The 15,444-nt window shown below is 65.4% G+C and carries 10 protein-coding genes; 8 read left to right on the forward strand and 2 right to left on the reverse strand.

Annotation, left to right across the window (positions count from 1 at the left end; genetic code table 11):
- The 5 genes from D1227_RS08910 (at position 1) to D1227_RS08930 (ending at position 5,260) form a co-directional block, all read left to right on the forward strand.
- The gene (locus D1227_RS08910) at positions 1–1,845 is read left to right on the forward strand and encodes a TonB-dependent receptor plug domain-containing protein (protein ID WP_233350093.1); all 1,845 of its coding nucleotides are present in this window, start codon (positions 1–3) and stop codon (positions 1,843–1,845) included.
- Between the two features lie 3 nt (positions 1,846–1,848).
- Positions 1,849–2,694 carry an ABC transporter substrate-binding protein gene (locus D1227_RS08915; protein ID WP_119377400.1) on the forward strand — a complete coding sequence of 282 codons (846 nt, stop codon included), beginning with the start codon at positions 1,849–1,851 and terminating at the stop codon, positions 2,692–2,694.
- The gene (locus D1227_RS08920) at positions 2,691–3,683 is read left to right on the forward strand and encodes a FecCD family ABC transporter permease (protein ID WP_119377401.1); all 993 of its coding nucleotides are present in this window, start codon (positions 2,691–2,693) and stop codon (positions 3,681–3,683) included. Before D1227_RS08915 ends, D1227_RS08920 begins: the two co-directional genes overlap by 4 nt.
- Positions 3,676–4,437, forward strand: coding sequence for an ABC transporter ATP-binding protein (locus D1227_RS08925; protein ID WP_119377402.1), 762 nt, complete (start codon positions 3,676–3,678; stop codon positions 4,435–4,437). Before D1227_RS08920 ends, D1227_RS08925 begins: the two co-directional genes overlap by 8 nt.
- A gap of 85 nt (positions 4,438–4,522) precedes the next feature.
- Entirely contained in the window at positions 4,523–5,260 is a 738-nt protein-coding gene (locus D1227_RS08930; RefSeq protein ID WP_119377403.1) for an SDR family NAD(P)-dependent oxidoreductase, read from the forward strand.
- Here D1227_RS08930 and D1227_RS08935 read toward each other — a convergent pair.
- A complete protein-coding gene (locus D1227_RS08935; protein ID WP_119377404.1) occupies positions 5,257–5,790 on the reverse strand; it encodes a VOC family protein in 534 nt (177 codons plus the stop codon). The two genes, D1227_RS08930 and D1227_RS08935, sit on opposite strands and share 4 nt — an antisense overlap.
- Before the next feature lies 1 nt (position 5,791).
- Positions 5,792–6,442 carry a carboxymuconolactone decarboxylase family protein gene (locus D1227_RS08940; RefSeq protein ID WP_119377405.1) on the reverse strand — a complete coding sequence of 217 codons (651 nt, stop codon included), beginning with the start codon at positions 6,440–6,442 and terminating at the stop codon, positions 5,792–5,794.
- A gap of 265 nt (positions 6,443–6,707) precedes the next feature.
- Between D1227_RS08940 and D1227_RS08945 the strand changes: the two genes are divergently transcribed.
- The 3 genes from D1227_RS08945 to D1227_RS08955 all read left to right on the forward strand — a co-directional run bounded on the left by D1227_RS08945 (position 6,708) and on the right by D1227_RS08955 (position 15,252).
- Positions 6,708–9,545: a phosphoenolpyruvate carboxylase gene (locus D1227_RS08945; RefSeq protein WP_119404559.1), complete on the forward strand. Its 2,838-nt coding sequence runs from the start codon at positions 6,708–6,710 to the stop codon at positions 9,543–9,545.
- A gap of 283 nt (positions 9,546–9,828) precedes the next feature.
- On the forward strand, positions 9,829–11,247 hold the full coding sequence (locus D1227_RS08950) for a PfaD family polyunsaturated fatty acid/polyketide biosynthesis protein (protein ID WP_119404560.1): 1,419 nt from the start codon (positions 9,829–9,831) through the stop codon (positions 11,245–11,247).
- 36 nt (positions 11,248–11,283) lie between these two features.
- On the forward strand, positions 11,284–15,252 hold the full coding sequence (locus D1227_RS08955) for a type I polyketide synthase (protein WP_158586611.1): 3,969 nt from the start codon (positions 11,284–11,286) through the stop codon (positions 15,250–15,252).
- The last annotated feature ends 192 nt before the right edge of the window (positions 15,253–15,444 follow it).

Raw genomic sequence — 15,444 nt, forward strand, 5'->3', positions numbered from 1 at the left:
ATGCTTGTCCTTTCCGGAACTGCCTCAGCCCAGACGCTGGCCGAAACAAGGCTGGACACGGTGACCGTATCTGGGCTCAGGCCCGTCGCCGATGACAGCCTGACCGAAGATGTCACCGTCCTCGATGAAGACGATCTTGCCATTCGCGCCACGCCTTTCGCGGTCGATCAGCTGCGCGCCGCGCCCGGCATTGGCGTTTCGCGATCCGGCTCGGTCGGCGGGCTGACGCAGGTCCGCATCCGCGGCGCCGAGGCAAATCACACCCTTGTCTTCCTTGACGGTATCGAGTTCTCCGACCCGGTGACCGGCGAGACCGATTTCGGCCTGCTGTCAGGGCTCGACATTGCCCGCATCGAAGTTCTGCGCGGAGAACAGTCCTCGCTTTATGGCTCGGACGCGATTGGTGGCGTCATCGGCATTTACACCTCCGGTCAGGACGGCCTCGACGCCGAAGCCGAAGCTGGCTCACGCGGGACCGTCCGCGGATCAGCCGGCTTCAGCGCGGGCGATGGCCCGTTCCGCGTCGGCGGCTCGGTCGCCGGCTTCGCAACCGACGGCGTCGACAGCGCCGGCCTCGATGGCGAGAAAGACGGCTCGGCCAGCGGCTCGGCGCTGCTGCGCGGCGCCATCGCCCTGCCGGATGACTGGGACCTTTCGCTCCTCGCGACCTACCGGGAGTCGGACTCCCAGTTCGACAGCGACACCGATTTCGACGGTCTCCTGGACAATGTCGACCGCGAAACCGACAGCGAACAGTCGATCCTCGGCGCCTCTCTTTCGGGCGAGACCGGCCCGGTCAGCCACCGCTTCGGCGCCAGTTTCAACCGCGTCGACCGGACCAACCGCGCCGATGGCACCTATACGGACTCAACCCTTGGCGAACGGACCAAACTGTCCTGGAGCCCCTCGGTCTCGACCGGCAGCGAAAGCTTCACCCAGACCTTCAGCGCCCTGCTCGATTATGAGCAGGAAGACTATGAGCGCCGCTCCACTGACCTTGCCTTTGGCGACCCGAACCAGAGCCAGAGCTTCGAAACTCTCGGCGTGGCCGGCGAGTACCGGCTGCAGCTGGACCGGTTGCGGGCCAAGGTTTCCGCGCGGTTCGACGACAATGATGGCCGTTTCGACGATGCTGAGACCTGGCGGGCCGGGGCGGCCTGGCTCTTCGACTTCGGCGGCCGCGCGCGGGCCTCTGTCGGAACCGGGGTAAAGAACCCGACCTTCACTGAACTCTTCGGCTTCTATCCCGACAGCTTTGTCGGCAATCCGGACCTGACGCCGGAAAAGTCGACCAGCTGGGAAATAGGCTGGGACCAGGACTGGGAGACGTTCAGCGGCTCCATCACCTGGTTCGAGGCCGAGCTTGAAGACGAAATCTACACTGCCTACACGCCGGACTTCCGGTCGACGGCAGCCAACCGGGCCGGCGACAGCAAGCGCTCCGGCCTCGAATTCGCTGCGCGCTGGACGCCGACAGATAGCCTCTCGGTTTCCGGCCAGTTCACCAGCCTCTCCAGCGAGTCCGATGATGGCAGCGACGAGATCCGCGTACCCGAAAACACGGCCAGCCTCGCAGCTGACTGGGCGGTGAATGACAGCGGCCTGCGTATTGGCGCCGCGTTCGACTATGTTGGCGAGCAGGACGATTTCAATTTCGGCACCTTCCCGTCTACCCGCGAGACGCTGGACGCCTACGTCCTGGCCTCGCTGACGGCGCAAATCCCGGTCAGCGAGCGCCTGGCCATCACGCTGCGCGGGGAAAACCTGTTCGACGAGGAGGTCACCGACGTCTTTGGCTATCGCGGGCCGGGCGCAGGCGCCTTTATCGGCTTGAGGCTAAGATAGGCGATGGCGAGACTGGCGCTCCTCATCCTTGGCCTGATCGGGCTTGCTGCCTGCGGCGCAACGCGGGCCGAGCAGGTGCGGGCCAATGACAAGCCGATGCGGATCGTCAGTCTCGACTATTGTGCCGACCAGTACGTCCTGAATCTTGCCGACCGCGAGCAGGTCCTTGCCCTGTCGCCAGACGCATCGAAGGACTTCTCCTATATGCGCGATGCCGCCAAAGGGCTGCCGACTGTGCGGCCGACGGCGGAGAACGTCCTTGTCCTGAAGCCGGACCTGATCGTGCGCTCCTATGGCGGCGGACCGAATGCGCAAGCCTTCTTCGAGCGGGCCGGCATCCCCGTGCTGAATGTCGGCTGGACGTCGAGTATCGATGGCGCCGGGATGACGTCCATCCCCGGCGTCATCCAGCACATGGCTGACGGGCTTGCCCAGGGTAAACGCGGCGAAGCGCTCGTCGCCGACTTCAAGGCCCGTCTCGCCGCCATCGAGCCGCAAGGCGAGGGCCGCTCGGCGCTCTACATGACGACAGGCGGGGTCACCACCGGCCCCGGTTCGCTCGTCCACCAGATGCTGCAGGCTGCCGGTTACGAGAACTTCCAGCAGGCGCCCGGCTGGCACCCTATCCCGCTTGAACGCCTTGCGCATGAGCAGCCAGACCTCGTCGCCCCGGCCCTCTTCGGCAACGGGCTGGAGACGCCGGACGCCTGGAGCCCCGCCAAGCATCCGATTGCGCGCGCGCAGCTAGAGCAAAGGCCGGTCGTCAAGCTGGAGGGCGCCTGGACAGCCTGCGGCGGCTGGTTCCTGATTGATGCCATCGAAGCGCTCTCGGAAGGCGGCGCGCCATGAGCCTTTCCCGCCTTCTTCTGCCCGGCCTGATCGGCGCATCCATTCTGGCGATCTTCGCCGCCTGCCTGCTCGGCTCGACGCCGATGCCGGCCGGGCGCGTCCTGGCCGCCCTGTTCGGCGCCGCCGATGCCAGCGACGAACTGGTCGTCTGGTCGATCCGCCTGCCGCGCGCTCTGGCGGCTTACGTCGCCGGTGCCGCGCTCGGCCTCAGCGGGGCCGCGCTACAGGGCCTGTTACGCAATCCGCTCGCCGAACCGGGCGTACTCGGCGTGTCGGCCTCAGCCTCGCTGGTCGCGACCTTCTCGCTCTATTACGGCCTCGCAGCGCTTTCGCCCTGGGTCCTGCCGCTCGCGGCCATCATCGGCGCTCTGATCGCGACGGCCCTCATCGCCGTTGCCGCCATCGCCACCCGGTCGGTCGTCACGCTGATCCTGATCGGCGTCGGTATCTCGTCCTTCGCGGGCGCGGCGATGAGCCTGCTCATGAACCTCGCTCCGACGCCCTTCACCCTGTCCGACATGATCAACTGGATGCTCGGCTCGGTCGCCAATCGCAGCTTCCGGGAGATCGGCTTTGCCGCGCCTTTCCTGCTCGCTGGCGCGGTCATCCTGCTTGCGTCGCGGCGCGGCCTGTCTGCCCTCACCCTTGGAGAGGAAGCGGCCAGCGGCATCGGTCTAGACCTTCGCCGCCAGCGCATCCTCACCGTCCTCGGCGCGGGGATCGCAACTGGCGGATCGGTCGCGCTCGCGGGTGCCATCGGCTTTGTCGGCATTGTCGCGCCGCACATTGTCCGCCCCTTCGTCGGCCACGACCCGGCCCGCTCGCTTGTCCCGTCCGCCCTGCTGGCCGGGCTGATCCTCGTCCTTGCCGATATTGGTGTGCGCCTCATGCCAACGACGAACGAGCTGAAGCTCGGCGTGGTGGCCGCCCTGATCGGCGCACCCGCCTTCGTCTGGATCGCGATGAGGAGGCGCGCGCTGAATGGCTGAGCTCTGCACCCATGGCCTCAGCGTCGAGGCTGGCAACCAGCGCCTGGTCGACGGCGCCAGCATCCGCCTCGTTCCGGGTGAGTTCGTCGCCTTGCTCGGCCCAAATGGCGCGGGCAAGACCAGCTTGCTGAGGGCCAGTCTCGGCCTGGAGAAAAAAGTCATCGGCCGCGCCACGATTGACGGTTCCGACACGGCCGCCCTCTCGCCCATGCAGCGCGCCCGTCACATAGCCTACCTGCCACAGCAGCGCCCGCTGGCCTGGCCGAATACGGTGCGCGATGTCGTCTCGCTCGGCCGTTACGCCTATGGCGCCGCGCCGGGCCGGCTGAGCGCCGAGGACGCCGCCGCCGTCGACGCCGCTATAGCGCGCTGCGACCTCACCGCCCTCGCCCAGCGCCAGACCGATACGCTTTCCGGCGGTGAGCTTGCCCGCGTCCACTGCGCTCGCGCCTTTGCCGCCGAGGCCCCGCTACTCATCGCCGACGAGCCGGTCGCAGCCCTCGATCCGCGTCACCAGTTCCGCATCATGGATATCATCGCCGACTTCGTCGCCGCCGGTGGCGGAGCGCTTGTCGTCTTGCACGATATCACGCTCGCGGCGCGATATGCCTCGCGCATGATCTGGATGAAGCAAGGCCGGATTGTCGCCGATGGTGCACCGGAAGAGACACTGACTGCCGCGCGCATGGCCGAGATCTATGGTGTGCAGGCGCGCGTGGACGGCCGGCGTGTGGAGATCGAGGGGGCAGTCTAGCGGACCCTGCCCCTGCGGGACGGGCTGTCAGCCACGGCTACACACGCTACGACTTCAAAAAAAAGGATAATCAGGGAGGCCAGACATGGTTGAGGATACCGATTTCACCGGAAAGACTGTGCTTGTCGTGGGCGGCTCGAGCGGCATCGGCAACGGTATCGCGCATGGCTTCAAGGCGCGCGGCGCCGATGTGCACGTCTGGGGCACGCGGGCCAGCGCAAGCGACTATAGCGCCGAAGACGGCAGCGACCTGTCAGGCCTCACCTATACGCAGGTCGATGTCGGCGACCCCGACCAGATCGAAGCGGCCAAGGCAACCTTCGACACGCTCGATGTGCTCGTGCAGAGCCAGGGTATCGTGGCCTACAAGCGCGCCGAATTCGAGCGGCCGGGCTGGGACAAGGTGATGAGCGTCAATATCGACAGCCTGATGCACATCTCCCGCAAGTTTCACGACATGCTCATGAAGACCAAAGGCTCGATCATCATCGTGAGCTCGATCTCCGGCCTCAGCGCCAATATTGGCAACCCGGCCTATGCCGCCTCGAAAGCTGCGGCGATCAGCCTGACCAAGACACTGGGCCAGGCCTGGGCGCGCGACGGCATCCGCGTGAACGGCCTCGCGCCGGGGCTGGTCGATACCAAGCTCACCAAGGTGACGACGGAAAACCCCAAGCGCATGGAAGGTGCCCTGCGGGCCATACCGGTTGGCCGGGCCGGTGAGCCGTCCGACATGGCGGGCGCGGCGATCTTCCTGGCGTCACCGCTCGCCGCCTATGTGTGCGGCCATACGCTCATCGTCGATGGCGGGCTGTCGCTCTAGGCGTCCGCCTTTTCTGCCTTGTGAACCTGCATGCTCGCCGGCGGCTTTGAGAAGTTCGGGGCCTTGGTCTCCAGCTCGGCCAGGGCCGTCTTGCGGTCCTCTTCGCTGAAGCTGCCCGTGGTCAGGCAGAATTCGACGAGATTGTCGTTCGGGTCCTTGGTGTAGATCGACTTGCACCAGTTGTGGTCGACTTCCATCACATCCAGCCCGGCGCCGAGCCATTGCTGCTTGCGGCGCTCATAGTCGGCCTCATCAGCCACGTCGAAGGAGATGTGGTTGATATGGTCCGGCAGGCCGGCGGCTTTCGAGATGTTGGACTCGAAATTCTCCGTCCCGGGCATGTCGTGCATTTCCCAGAAGGCGATGAACTTGTTGTCGTCTTCCATCCGGTAGAAGAAGTGCTTGGCCCAGCCGCCGCCCGGTGACGGGCCGACCTCGACCTTCACAAGCTCAAAACCCATCACGCCCTCATAGAAGGCGTGCAGCTTCTTGATGTCACGCGCCGCCAGCGCGAGGTGATGATAGCCCATTTCAGTCCTCCCTTTTCTTCTTGTCGTCGACCATGCTCATCACATCGTCGCTCGATCCGTCCGGCGCGGGGACTTCGACAATGCGCTCATCGACATCGTCATATTCCAGCCGCAGCGCCCGGCTCATTGTCGCATGCATATCATAGGTCGCCGTCACATAGGTCAGCTCGAGGATTTCCTCGTCCGACAGGTTCGCCTTGAGGGCGTCAAAAATTCCATCGGGCACGCGTCCGCCCTGCAGGACCAGACAATCGGTATAGGCCAGCACGGCCCGCTCGACGGGTGACCAGCAATCGGCGACCGGCCAGTGGGGGATCGCCTCGATCTGCTCCTCCGACAGGCCGACATCGCGGCAGGCCTTGCAATGCTGCGAGAAGACGAATTGCGACCCGCGCGCCCAACCGGCCCGGATCTGGCCGAGTTCGCGCAGCTTCGGGTCGATCTTGCGGTTCTTCGACCGGTAGAACTGAAAGCCTTCCGTCGTATGCCTGAACGCATCGGGGACCAGGGCGAACACCGTCCACCAGTTGCCCGGCGTGCCTGTCGCGGTACCTGGCTGCTCGACCGGATCGCGGTCGCCAAACAGGACGTCATAGAGTTTCTGCGCAAACGGATCGGCATCCTTGCGGGCGACCTGCTTCAGCCTGGGCATCTAATCCTCCCCTTTCCGGCCCCGTCTTTGCGGGCTTTTCTACCCTATACAGCCATGGATTGGCCTGAAGCGCCATGCTGACATGGCGTCAATCGCGAAAGGAGACAGAATCCTCCGAACCAGCCTCTTGTCGTGCAACCAAACTGGTCGCACCCGGTTATTCAGGACAGCCATGCGGGCGCCGCGCTTGACAGCTTTGCACTCATCGACGCACTGCTGGGTCACGTAGCGGCAATGCTTGCCCGACCAACTCAATGGAGACCGGATGCCAGACGTGAACGGCCAGACGACATCGCCCGTGCCCCTCGACCTAGACGCCTTCCTCGACAGGCTTCGCGGCTATGCGGGCGAGATCGATACCGATCCGCTGACCAATTCCGTCTTCTCGCTGGCTCAGGCCCTGCTGCAGGACCTTGATACGGGCGCGCACTCGCTGGACGAGCTGACCGGCCTTGTCGATACGATCCACTTCCAGCTGCTCTGCGACCGCGCCGAACGGTTCCGAAAGCAGCATGCCGAGGTTGGCGGCGGCGCACCGTGGAGCACCGTCGAAGCCCGGCTTGAAGCGGCTGCCAGCGAGGGCCTCGACGCTTTCACCGCTGCCGCGTGCAAGGCGCATGGCGGGATCGTCTTCACCGCCCACCCGACCTTCGCGCTGTCCCGCTCCCTGCGGGAAGCCTTCGCCGCGTATGTCTCCAGCGATGACGAGACCAGCCGGGATGACCTGCGCGCCGCTGCCAACGATCCGAACCGGGACTGGCCGAACCAGATCACCCTGCTGAGCGAACATGAAGAAGCCCAGCTGGCCATCGCCAATGCCCGCGATGCGGCGCGCAGTTATGCCGGCCGCGTCCTCAAAGTCGCGCAGAAGGCCTTCCCGGATCAGTGGCGCGCGCTGCGCCCGGTGCTGCCGACGATTGCGAGCTGGGTCGGCTATGACCTGGACGGCCGGACCGACATTCACTGGTCGCAATCCATCGCGCTGCGCCTGCACGAAAAGGAAGCCCAGCTCGGCTATTACGAGTCGCGCCTTACCGAGGTGGCAGCTGCCGACAAGCTCTCGGACCTGCGCGCAAAACTCGCCAGCGCCCGCGCCCACACAGCCGAGGCGGCAAAGCGGTTCGAGGGCGACCTTTTCGATCCGGAAATCCTGGTCGATGCCGCAAACTTCCTCACCGCCGAGAGCGCCGACAAGCTGGTGAGCTCCGCCGAAATCACCCGGGCGCTCGATGCGCTGATCGCAGACGCGGCAACTCCCGATGCGGCTGCTGCCGAACTCATGGTGCTCCGCGCGGAAGTCGAGGCCCTGCACCTTGGCACCGCCCGCATCCACCTGCGGGTCAACGCTGCCCAAGTGCGCACCGTCCTCTCGCGTGACCTTAACCTTGAGACCGAGGACAATGACCTTGGGCGCCAGGCGTTGAGCCAGCTGTCGGAAATGGCCGGCTCAAACCAGATCCGCCCGGTGAACTTTGCCGACCTGTTCCTCGAGCAGTCGACCGCGCGCCGCCAGTTCATGATGTGCGCGCAGATCCTGAAACATATCGATGCGGACTCCCCGATCCGGTTCCTGATCGCCGAAAGCGAGAATCCCGCAACCGTCATGGGCGCCCTGCATCTGGCCCGCCAGTATGGTGTTGACCATGCGCTCGACATCTCACCACTCTTCGAGACGCCGGAAGCGCTTGAAACCGGCGGACGGTTCGTTGAACGCCTGCTGGAGGAGCCGGCCTTCATCGACTATGTGAAGGCGCGCGGCTATCTCTCCATCCAGCTCGGCTTTTCGGACTCCGGCCGCTTCATCGGCCAGATCGCCGGCAACATGGCGATCGAGCGGATTCACAATCTGATCGGCCGGGCGCTCGGTGAAAAGCTGCCTGGCGTCGGCCTGCTCTTCTTCAACACGCACGGCGAGTCGATGGGCCGCGGGGCCTATCCCGGCAGTTTCGAGCAGCGCTTCGATCACCTCCTGACCCGCTGGAACCGGGCGGGCCTCGTGCGGCGCGGCCTGCACCCGATGCACGAGGTCAGCTTTCAGGGCGGCGACGGCTTCATGCATTTCGGCACGCCGGAACTTTCGCAGGCCACCTATGCCGCCTTCTGCGAACACATCCTTTCGCCGACCGAAAGTGCCAGCAACGACCCGTTCTACGAACATACGGATTTTGTCTGGGACACCTATCGCGCCCTGCGCAGCTGGCATGAGACGCTGTTCGGCGAAAGCGACTATGCCAAGCTTCTGGGCGGCTTTGCGTCCGGTTTCCTGGTCAAGGCCGGGTCGAGGCCGGTCAAGCGCGCAGGCGGGATTTCCGGCCCGTCCTCCATTCGCGCCATCTCGCACAATGCGATGCTGCAGCAGCTCGGCGTTCCGCTGAACTCGGCCTGCGGGATCGGTTCGGCCATGCCGCGCGAGACCGAGCGACTGAAAGACCTCATCAACGCCTCGCCACGCCTGCACGCGCTTGTCCTGCTGGCGACGCAGGCCCGCATGCTGACCAGCCTGCCCTCGCTACGCGGCTATGCGAATGTCTACGACCCGGAAGTGTGGCTGGCCCTCGCCAAGCATGGCCGGATCAAACATGACGACGCGCTGCGCCGCGTGGCGCAATCGCTTACCGGCTACGAGACCAATACCAGCATAAAGCGGATCACGAACATGCTGGCGGTCGATCTCATTCATTTCGACCAGCTGCTGGCCTCGCTCGACGATGCACCATCCGTCGAGGCGCGCCATGAAGCGCGTCTGGAAACCCATGCATTGCATGGCATCCGGCAAGCCGTGATGATGTATGCGCTCAGCCTGGTCGGGCGGCTCCGGAACCTCTCCACCCGGCATGACACCAGCCTCGAGGATATTGTCGGCCTGGTGCTCAATCTGCAGATCGACGACGCGGTGGACATGCTCGAAACCATCTATCCTGCGTCCCGTGACGATACAGCCCTGATCTCCGGTGTGTCAGAACAGGGCTATGAGCAGGCCCGGTCAAGCGCGGCCGGCTACGATCAGCTCCACAAGGAAATCATCGAACCGCTTCGTCTCTCGGGCGAACTTGTACGGCGGATTTCGGTCGCCAATTGTCACGCCTTCGGTGCGTGGGGCTAACAATGACGGGCTTGTCGACAAATTAGTGTCATCAAGCTGCAATCTGTAATCGATATTACGAATGCAGCAGCCTTCAGGCAGTCCTGCCGGAAAATGCGGCAGTTGGGCGCTGCCCGCCCGTACTTGTGCGGAATTTGCATTGCTATGCAGCAGCAAAACAGCATAGGTTTGCAACCAGAAGGGGAATCGAAGTCACGTGATCAGCTCACCGTCACTTCATTCGGGAAAAGAAGGCTCAACCGGCAAGGTTGAAGGCAGGCGCGCATTTGCTGAAGACGCCGCCATGACGGGCCCCTACACCGTTCACCCGGAGTGGCTCGGAGACCCAACCTTCACCCGCCAGCATGGTAGCCGCTTTGCCTATGTCGTCGGCGAAATGGCGCGCGGAATCGCGACCCCGCACATGGTCGTAGAAGCCGTCAGGGCCGGGCTTGTCGGCTTTTATGGCAGCGCTGGCCTCCGGCCAGAGACAATTGCCGCCGGCCTTGACGAGATTGAAGCCGGCCTCGGCAAGGGCGCGTCCGCCTGGGGCGCCAATCTCATCCACTCGCCGCAGCAGCCCGGTTATGAGCGCGCCGTTGTCGATCTATTTCTTGAGCGCGCCGTGACCCGCGTCTCGGCATCCGCCTTCATGACCTTGTCGAAAGAGATCGTCCGCTACAGTGCGCGCGGGCTTTCGCGCGGCGCCGATGGCCGCATCGCCCGGTCGACGCATGTTTTCGCCAAGGTGTCGCGCGCTGAGGTCGCGAAACACTTCATGGCGCCTGCACCAAGCAAGCTGCTGCAGGACCTCGCCGCAGCCGGCGACATCACGGCCGAGCAGGTCGACCTCGCCCGCCAGGTCCCTGTCGCGGCCGACATCACCGGCGAATCCGATAGCGGCGGTCATACCGACAACCGCCCTGCCGGGCCGCTCTTCTCGTCACTTCTACGCACGCGCGAAGACGTCTGCGCCGAACATGGGCTATCCGCGAACGATATCCGGATCGGCCTGGCCGGCGGCATCGGCACGCCATGGGCGGCCGCCGCCGCTTTCCAGATGGGCGCGGCCTACATTCTTACCGGCTCGGTCAATCAGGCTGCCGTCGAGTCCGGCCTGTCGCTGGCGGGCCGCAAGCTGCTCGCCGAGGCCGGCCCGGCCGACGTCGCCATGGCGCCCGCCGCTGACATGTTCGAACAGGGCGTCGAAGTACAGGTTCTCAAGCGCGGTACGCTCTTCGCGATGCGCGGCAAGCGGATGTGGGAAATCTACAAGACGCGCGCAGGCTTCGAGGCGTGCACGCCGAACGAACGGAAATTTGTAGAGACTGCGCTCGGTGAAAGTTTCGAGGCCGCCTGGGCACGAACGAAAGCCTATATGCAGGGCGCCAATCCCAGGGAACTGGCGCTCGCCGAAGCAGACCCGCGCCGCCAGATGGCGCTTGTCTTCCGCCGCTATCTCTTCTTCGGGGCGCAATGGGCCCGCGACGGCAAGACGGCGCGGCTTCGCGACTTCCAGATCTGGTGCGGCCCGGCCATGGGCGCGTTCAACGAGTGGGTGAAGGGCACACCGCTCGATCCGCTGGAGAACCGGACGGTCCGCCAGATTGCCTGGAACCTGCTGGATGGCGCGGCGCATCTAACGAGGATGCAAGGCTTGCGCGCCACCGGACACGATGTGCCTGCGTCAGCATTTAGTTACCAGGCAGGCCTATTTGAGTAACCTTTGATTAGTGAGAGGCTGGTCAGAATGAGCAGCATGAGCAAGAAGCCCGCCGATATCGCGATAGTCGGAATGGGCGCCATGTTTCCGGGACGCGGTGATACGCTCGGATTCTGGCGCGATATCGCCGAGGGCGTCGACACGCTGGGGCCGGTTCCGCCGACCCATTGGCTGATCGAGGACTATTACGACGCTGACCCGCGCACGAAGGACCGCACCTATGGCCGGCGCGGCGGCTTCCTTTCGCCCAAGGGGTTCGACCCGCTCGCCTTCGGCATTCCACCGAACCAGATCGAGGCAACAGATACCGCCCAGCTTCTGGCGCTGATCGTGGCCCAGCAGGCGCTGGATGAAGCCGAAGCCGCATCGAACGGCGTCATCGACCGCTCGCGCACCAGCTGCGTGCTGGGCGTCGCCTCGGCGACCGAGCTTGTCGGCCACATGTCCGGGCGCCTGCAGCGGCCAGCCTGGATCAAGGGCCTGCGCGAAGCTGGCCTGCCGGAAGACCAGGTCCAGGATATTGCCAGCCGGATCGAGTCCAATTTCTCCGAGTGGAAGGAAAGCACCTTTCCGGGCCTGCTCGGCAATGTCGTCGCCGGACGCATCGCTAACCGGATGGATCTTGGCGGGGCAAACTATGTGACCGATGCAGCCTGCGCCTCATCTCTGTCAGCGGTGCAGGTCGCGCTGCATGAGCTGCATGCGGGTGACAGTGACATGGTGCTCGCCGGCGGCGTCGACACGCTGAACGACATCCTGATGTATATGTGCTTTTCCAAGACGCCGGCCCTGTCGCCCACCGAAGACTGCCGGCCGTTCTCGGACAAGGCCGACGGCACGATGCTGGGCGAAGGGATCGGCATTCTCGCCCTGCGCCGGCTGGAAGATGCCGAGCGCGATGGCAACCGCATCCATGCCGTCATCAAGGGGATTGGCGCCGGTTCGGACGGGCGCGCCACCGCGATCTATGCCCCGCTGCCCGAGGGCCAGGCCAGGGCGCTGCGCCGGGCCTACGAGCAGGCTGGGTACGATCCACGAACCGTGGAGCTTGTCGAAGCGCATGGCACCGGCACCAAGGCCGGGGATGCGGCGGAGCTTGCCGGGTTGAAACTCGTCTTCTCGCCGGATGGCGAGGCGGTCGATGAGCCCTGGTGCGCCATCGGCTCTGTGAAGTCGCAGATCGGCCATACCAAGGCGGCCGCCGGTTCGGCCAGCCTGGTGAAGACCGTAATGGCACTCAACCGCAAGGCCTATCCGCCAACACTGAAGATCGACGCACCCGCCCCGGCGCTGGCTGGCTCGCCCTTCTATGCCAACCGCGAGCTGCGCCCCTGGGTTCGTAAATCGGACCACAAGCGCCGCGCCGCCGTCAGCTCATTCGGCTTTGGCGGCTCGAACTTCCATATCACCCTTGAAGAGTATGACGGGCCGAATGCCGCGCTGCCCGAGCGCACCCTGTCATCTGAACTCTTCATGATTTCCGGCGATACACCGGCCAGCCTCGAAGCCGGCCTCGAAGCCGTGGCCCAGCGCCTCGAGCATGAGGAAGACCTCGCCATCATCGCTACGGAGACGCACGCCGCCTTCGATCCGGACGCAGCCTGCCGCGCCGCCATCGTCGCGAGCGACAATGAGGATTATGCCGAGAAGGCCGGAAAGCTCGCCTGGCTAATCAGCTCGGGACAGGCCGAAAAGGCGCCGCTTCCAAAGGGGGTCAGCGTCTCACTTTCTGCTGCAAAGCCGGGCAAGCTGGCCTTCCTGATGCCCGGCCAGGGTAGCCAGTATGTCGGCATGGGCCGGGATCTTGCGCTCGCCTTCCCCGAAGCACGCGCCGCCTGGGACATGGCCGCCAGCCACAAGAAAACCGGCAAGCAGGCGCTGCACAATCTCGCCTTCCCGCCCTCGGCGTTCACGCCCGAAGCCGCCGTCGAGCAGGCCGACCGGCTGACCGCGATGGAAAACGCGCAGCCTGCCCTCGCCGCCGCATCGCTGGCCGTGCTCGCCGTGCTCGACAAGGCCGGGGTCAGCCCCGACATGGCCGCCGGCCACAGCTTCGGCGAGATCATGGCGCTGCAGGCGGCCGGCACGCTCAGTACGAAAGACGCACTCACAATCGCCCACAAGCGCGCCAGCCTGATGGCGAAGGCTGCTGCGTCTAATGAAGGCGCAATGCTCGCCACCCAGGCTGCCGCAGAGACCCTCGCGCCCATCCTGGAAAGCCATCCGGACGTCGTTATCGCCAATGACAATGCGCCGACCCAGACTGTCCTCTCCGGCCCCGTGCAGGCCATCGAGGCGGCGCGTGTCGCGATCGAGGCCGCCGGGATCAAGGCGCGCCGCCTGCCGGTCGCCTCGGCCTTCCATTCGCCGATTGTCGCCGGCGCGGTCGATCCGTTCCGCAAGGCGCTGGACAAGGTCGACTTCGCCAAGGCGCGCTTCCCGGTCTATGCGAACGTGTCGGCAAAGCGCTATCCGCTCGCCTATGCCAAGCAGCGCGACGTGCTGGCGACACAGATCGAGAGCCCGGTCCGCTTCCGCTCCATTATCGAGGCGATGGCCGAAGACGGCGTGACGACCTTTGTCGAGGCTGGCCCCGGCACAGTGCTCACCGCGCTGGTTGGGCAGATCCTGCCGGGCAAAGCCAACGCCGTCGCGCTGGATGACCGCAAGGGCGACGGGCTCGCCGCCTTCCTCGCCGGTCTCGGAAGGCTTGCCGTGCTTGGCCACAAGGTCGACTTCAAGGCGCTGTTTGCGAACATGCCGCCGCCCCAGCCGCGCGCACCGCGCTCGAAACATGCAATCGACCTGACCGGCGCAAACTACAAGAAGCCCTATCCGCCCGCTGGCGGCGCTGCAGACCTGCCACCGCCCAATCCGGCCCGGCCACAGCCCGCCCAGGCTGAAACACGCGCCTCGCCAGAAGCGGTCTCCAGACCCGCACCGCAGCCCAGCCAGCCCGGCTCGCCCGACCTGGCCGCTACACCGCAGACACCGACACACTCTCCCTCAGGAGCCACCACCGTGACCCAGCCCACATCTCCCGCCAGCGACGCTGCAGAGCGCATCCATGCCAATATGTCCGCGGCCCATGCCGACTATATCGAGGCACTGCGTGCGGCTCATGCGCAATACCTGCAGGCAAGTGCAAGCCTCCTTGGCGCGGCCTCGGCGGGACAACTCATTGAGCACGCCCCGCAGCAACGCCGCCAGCTCGCACCGCCGCCTGCCCCGGCTGCGGCGCCTGCTCCAACGCCGGCCCCGCAGGCCCAGCCGCAAGCGCCTGCTGCGGCCGCGCCCGAGCCAGCACCAACACCGCCGGCGCCTACGCCTCAGCCCGCCCCGGCGCCCGCTGCACCAGCCGCGGCCGCCCCGGCACCGCAAGCCGCAGCGCCTGCGCAGGACTTCAGCGGCCTCGTCGCATCCCTCGTCGCCGAGAAGACCGGCTATCCAGTCGACATGCTCGAACCCGACATGGATCTAGAAGGCGAGCTTGGCGTCGACTCCATCAAGCAGGTCGAAATCCTCTCGGCCCTGCGCGAGAGCATGCCGGACCTGCCGGAAGTCGAGCCTGAGCAGATCGCCGAGCTGCGCACGATCCGCAAGATTGCCGATTTCCTCGCCCCCGGCGGCGGCAGCCCCGCCGCACCTGCGCCCAACGGCAATGGAAACGGCCACCACACCAATGGCAACGGGAATGGCAATGGTTACCACGCCGCGCCGGCCCAGGCGCCAGCAGCCCCTGCCGCGCCATCGCCCGCGCCCGCCGCGGCCCCGCAAGGCGACATGGCCGAGCTGGTCCGCAGCCTGATCGCCGACAAGACCGGCTATCCGCCTGAAATGCTGGAAGACGACATGGACCTTGAAGGCGAGCTTGGCGTGGATTCCATCAAGCAGGTGGAAATCCTCTCAGCCCTGCGCGAGGCGATGCCGAACCTGCCGGAAGTCGAGCCCGAACAGATTGCAGAGCTCCGGTCGATCCGGAAAATCGCCGATTTTTTTGGCTAGGGGGCGCGCCGGCGCCTGAACGCGCTGCCCGCCCCGTCGCAGACATTGCCAAGCCCGCGGACGCGCTGGCACTGCGCGCTGTTAACTATGAGCCGCAAGCCGCCATCGGTCGGGTAACCCCCGGTCTTCGCGACGCGCGGCTGATCGAATATGTCGGCAATGACGCCGAGATTGGGCAGGCTTTCGTCCAGG

Source organism: Henriciella mobilis, assembly GCF_003576315.1.
GTDB classification, from domain to species: domain Bacteria; phylum Pseudomonadota; class Alphaproteobacteria; order Caulobacterales; family Hyphomonadaceae; genus Henriciella; species Henriciella mobilis.

What these genes read in the sequence shown, in the direction of transcription:
- D1227_RS08910 (WP_233350093.1), top strand. Translation starts at nt 1, where the DNA reads ATGCTTGTCCTTTCCGGAACTGCCTCAGCCCAGACGCTGGCCGAAACA.
- D1227_RS08915 (WP_119377400.1), top strand. Translation starts at nt 1,849, where the DNA reads ATGGCGAGACTGGCGCTCCTCATCCTTGGCCTGATCGGGCTTGCTGCC.
- D1227_RS08920 (WP_119377401.1), top strand. Translation starts at nt 2,691, where the DNA reads ATGAGCCTTTCCCGCCTTCTTCTGCCCGGCCTGATCGGCGCATCCATT.
- D1227_RS08925 (WP_119377402.1), top strand. Translation starts at nt 3,676, where the DNA reads ATGGCTGAGCTCTGCACCCATGGCCTCAGCGTCGAGGCTGGCAACCAG.
- D1227_RS08930 (WP_119377403.1), top strand. Translation starts at nt 4,523, where the DNA reads ATGGTTGAGGATACCGATTTCACCGGAAAGACTGTGCTTGTCGTGGGC.
- D1227_RS08935 (WP_119377404.1), bottom strand. Translation starts at nt 5,790, where the DNA reads ATGGGCTATCATCACCTCGCGCTGGCGGCGCGTGACATCAAGAAGCTG.
- D1227_RS08940 (WP_119377405.1), bottom strand. Translation starts at nt 6,442, where the DNA reads ATGCCCAGGCTGAAGCAGGTCGCCCGCAAGGATGCCGATCCGTTTGCG.
- D1227_RS08945 (WP_119404559.1), top strand. Translation starts at nt 6,708, where the DNA reads ATGCCAGACGTGAACGGCCAGACGACATCGCCCGTGCCCCTCGACCTA.
- D1227_RS08950 (WP_119404560.1), top strand. Translation starts at nt 9,829, where the DNA reads ATGACGGGCCCCTACACCGTTCACCCGGAGTGGCTCGGAGACCCAACC.
- D1227_RS08955 (WP_158586611.1), top strand. Translation starts at nt 11,284, where the DNA reads ATGAGCAAGAAGCCCGCCGATATCGCGATAGTCGGAATGGGCGCCATG.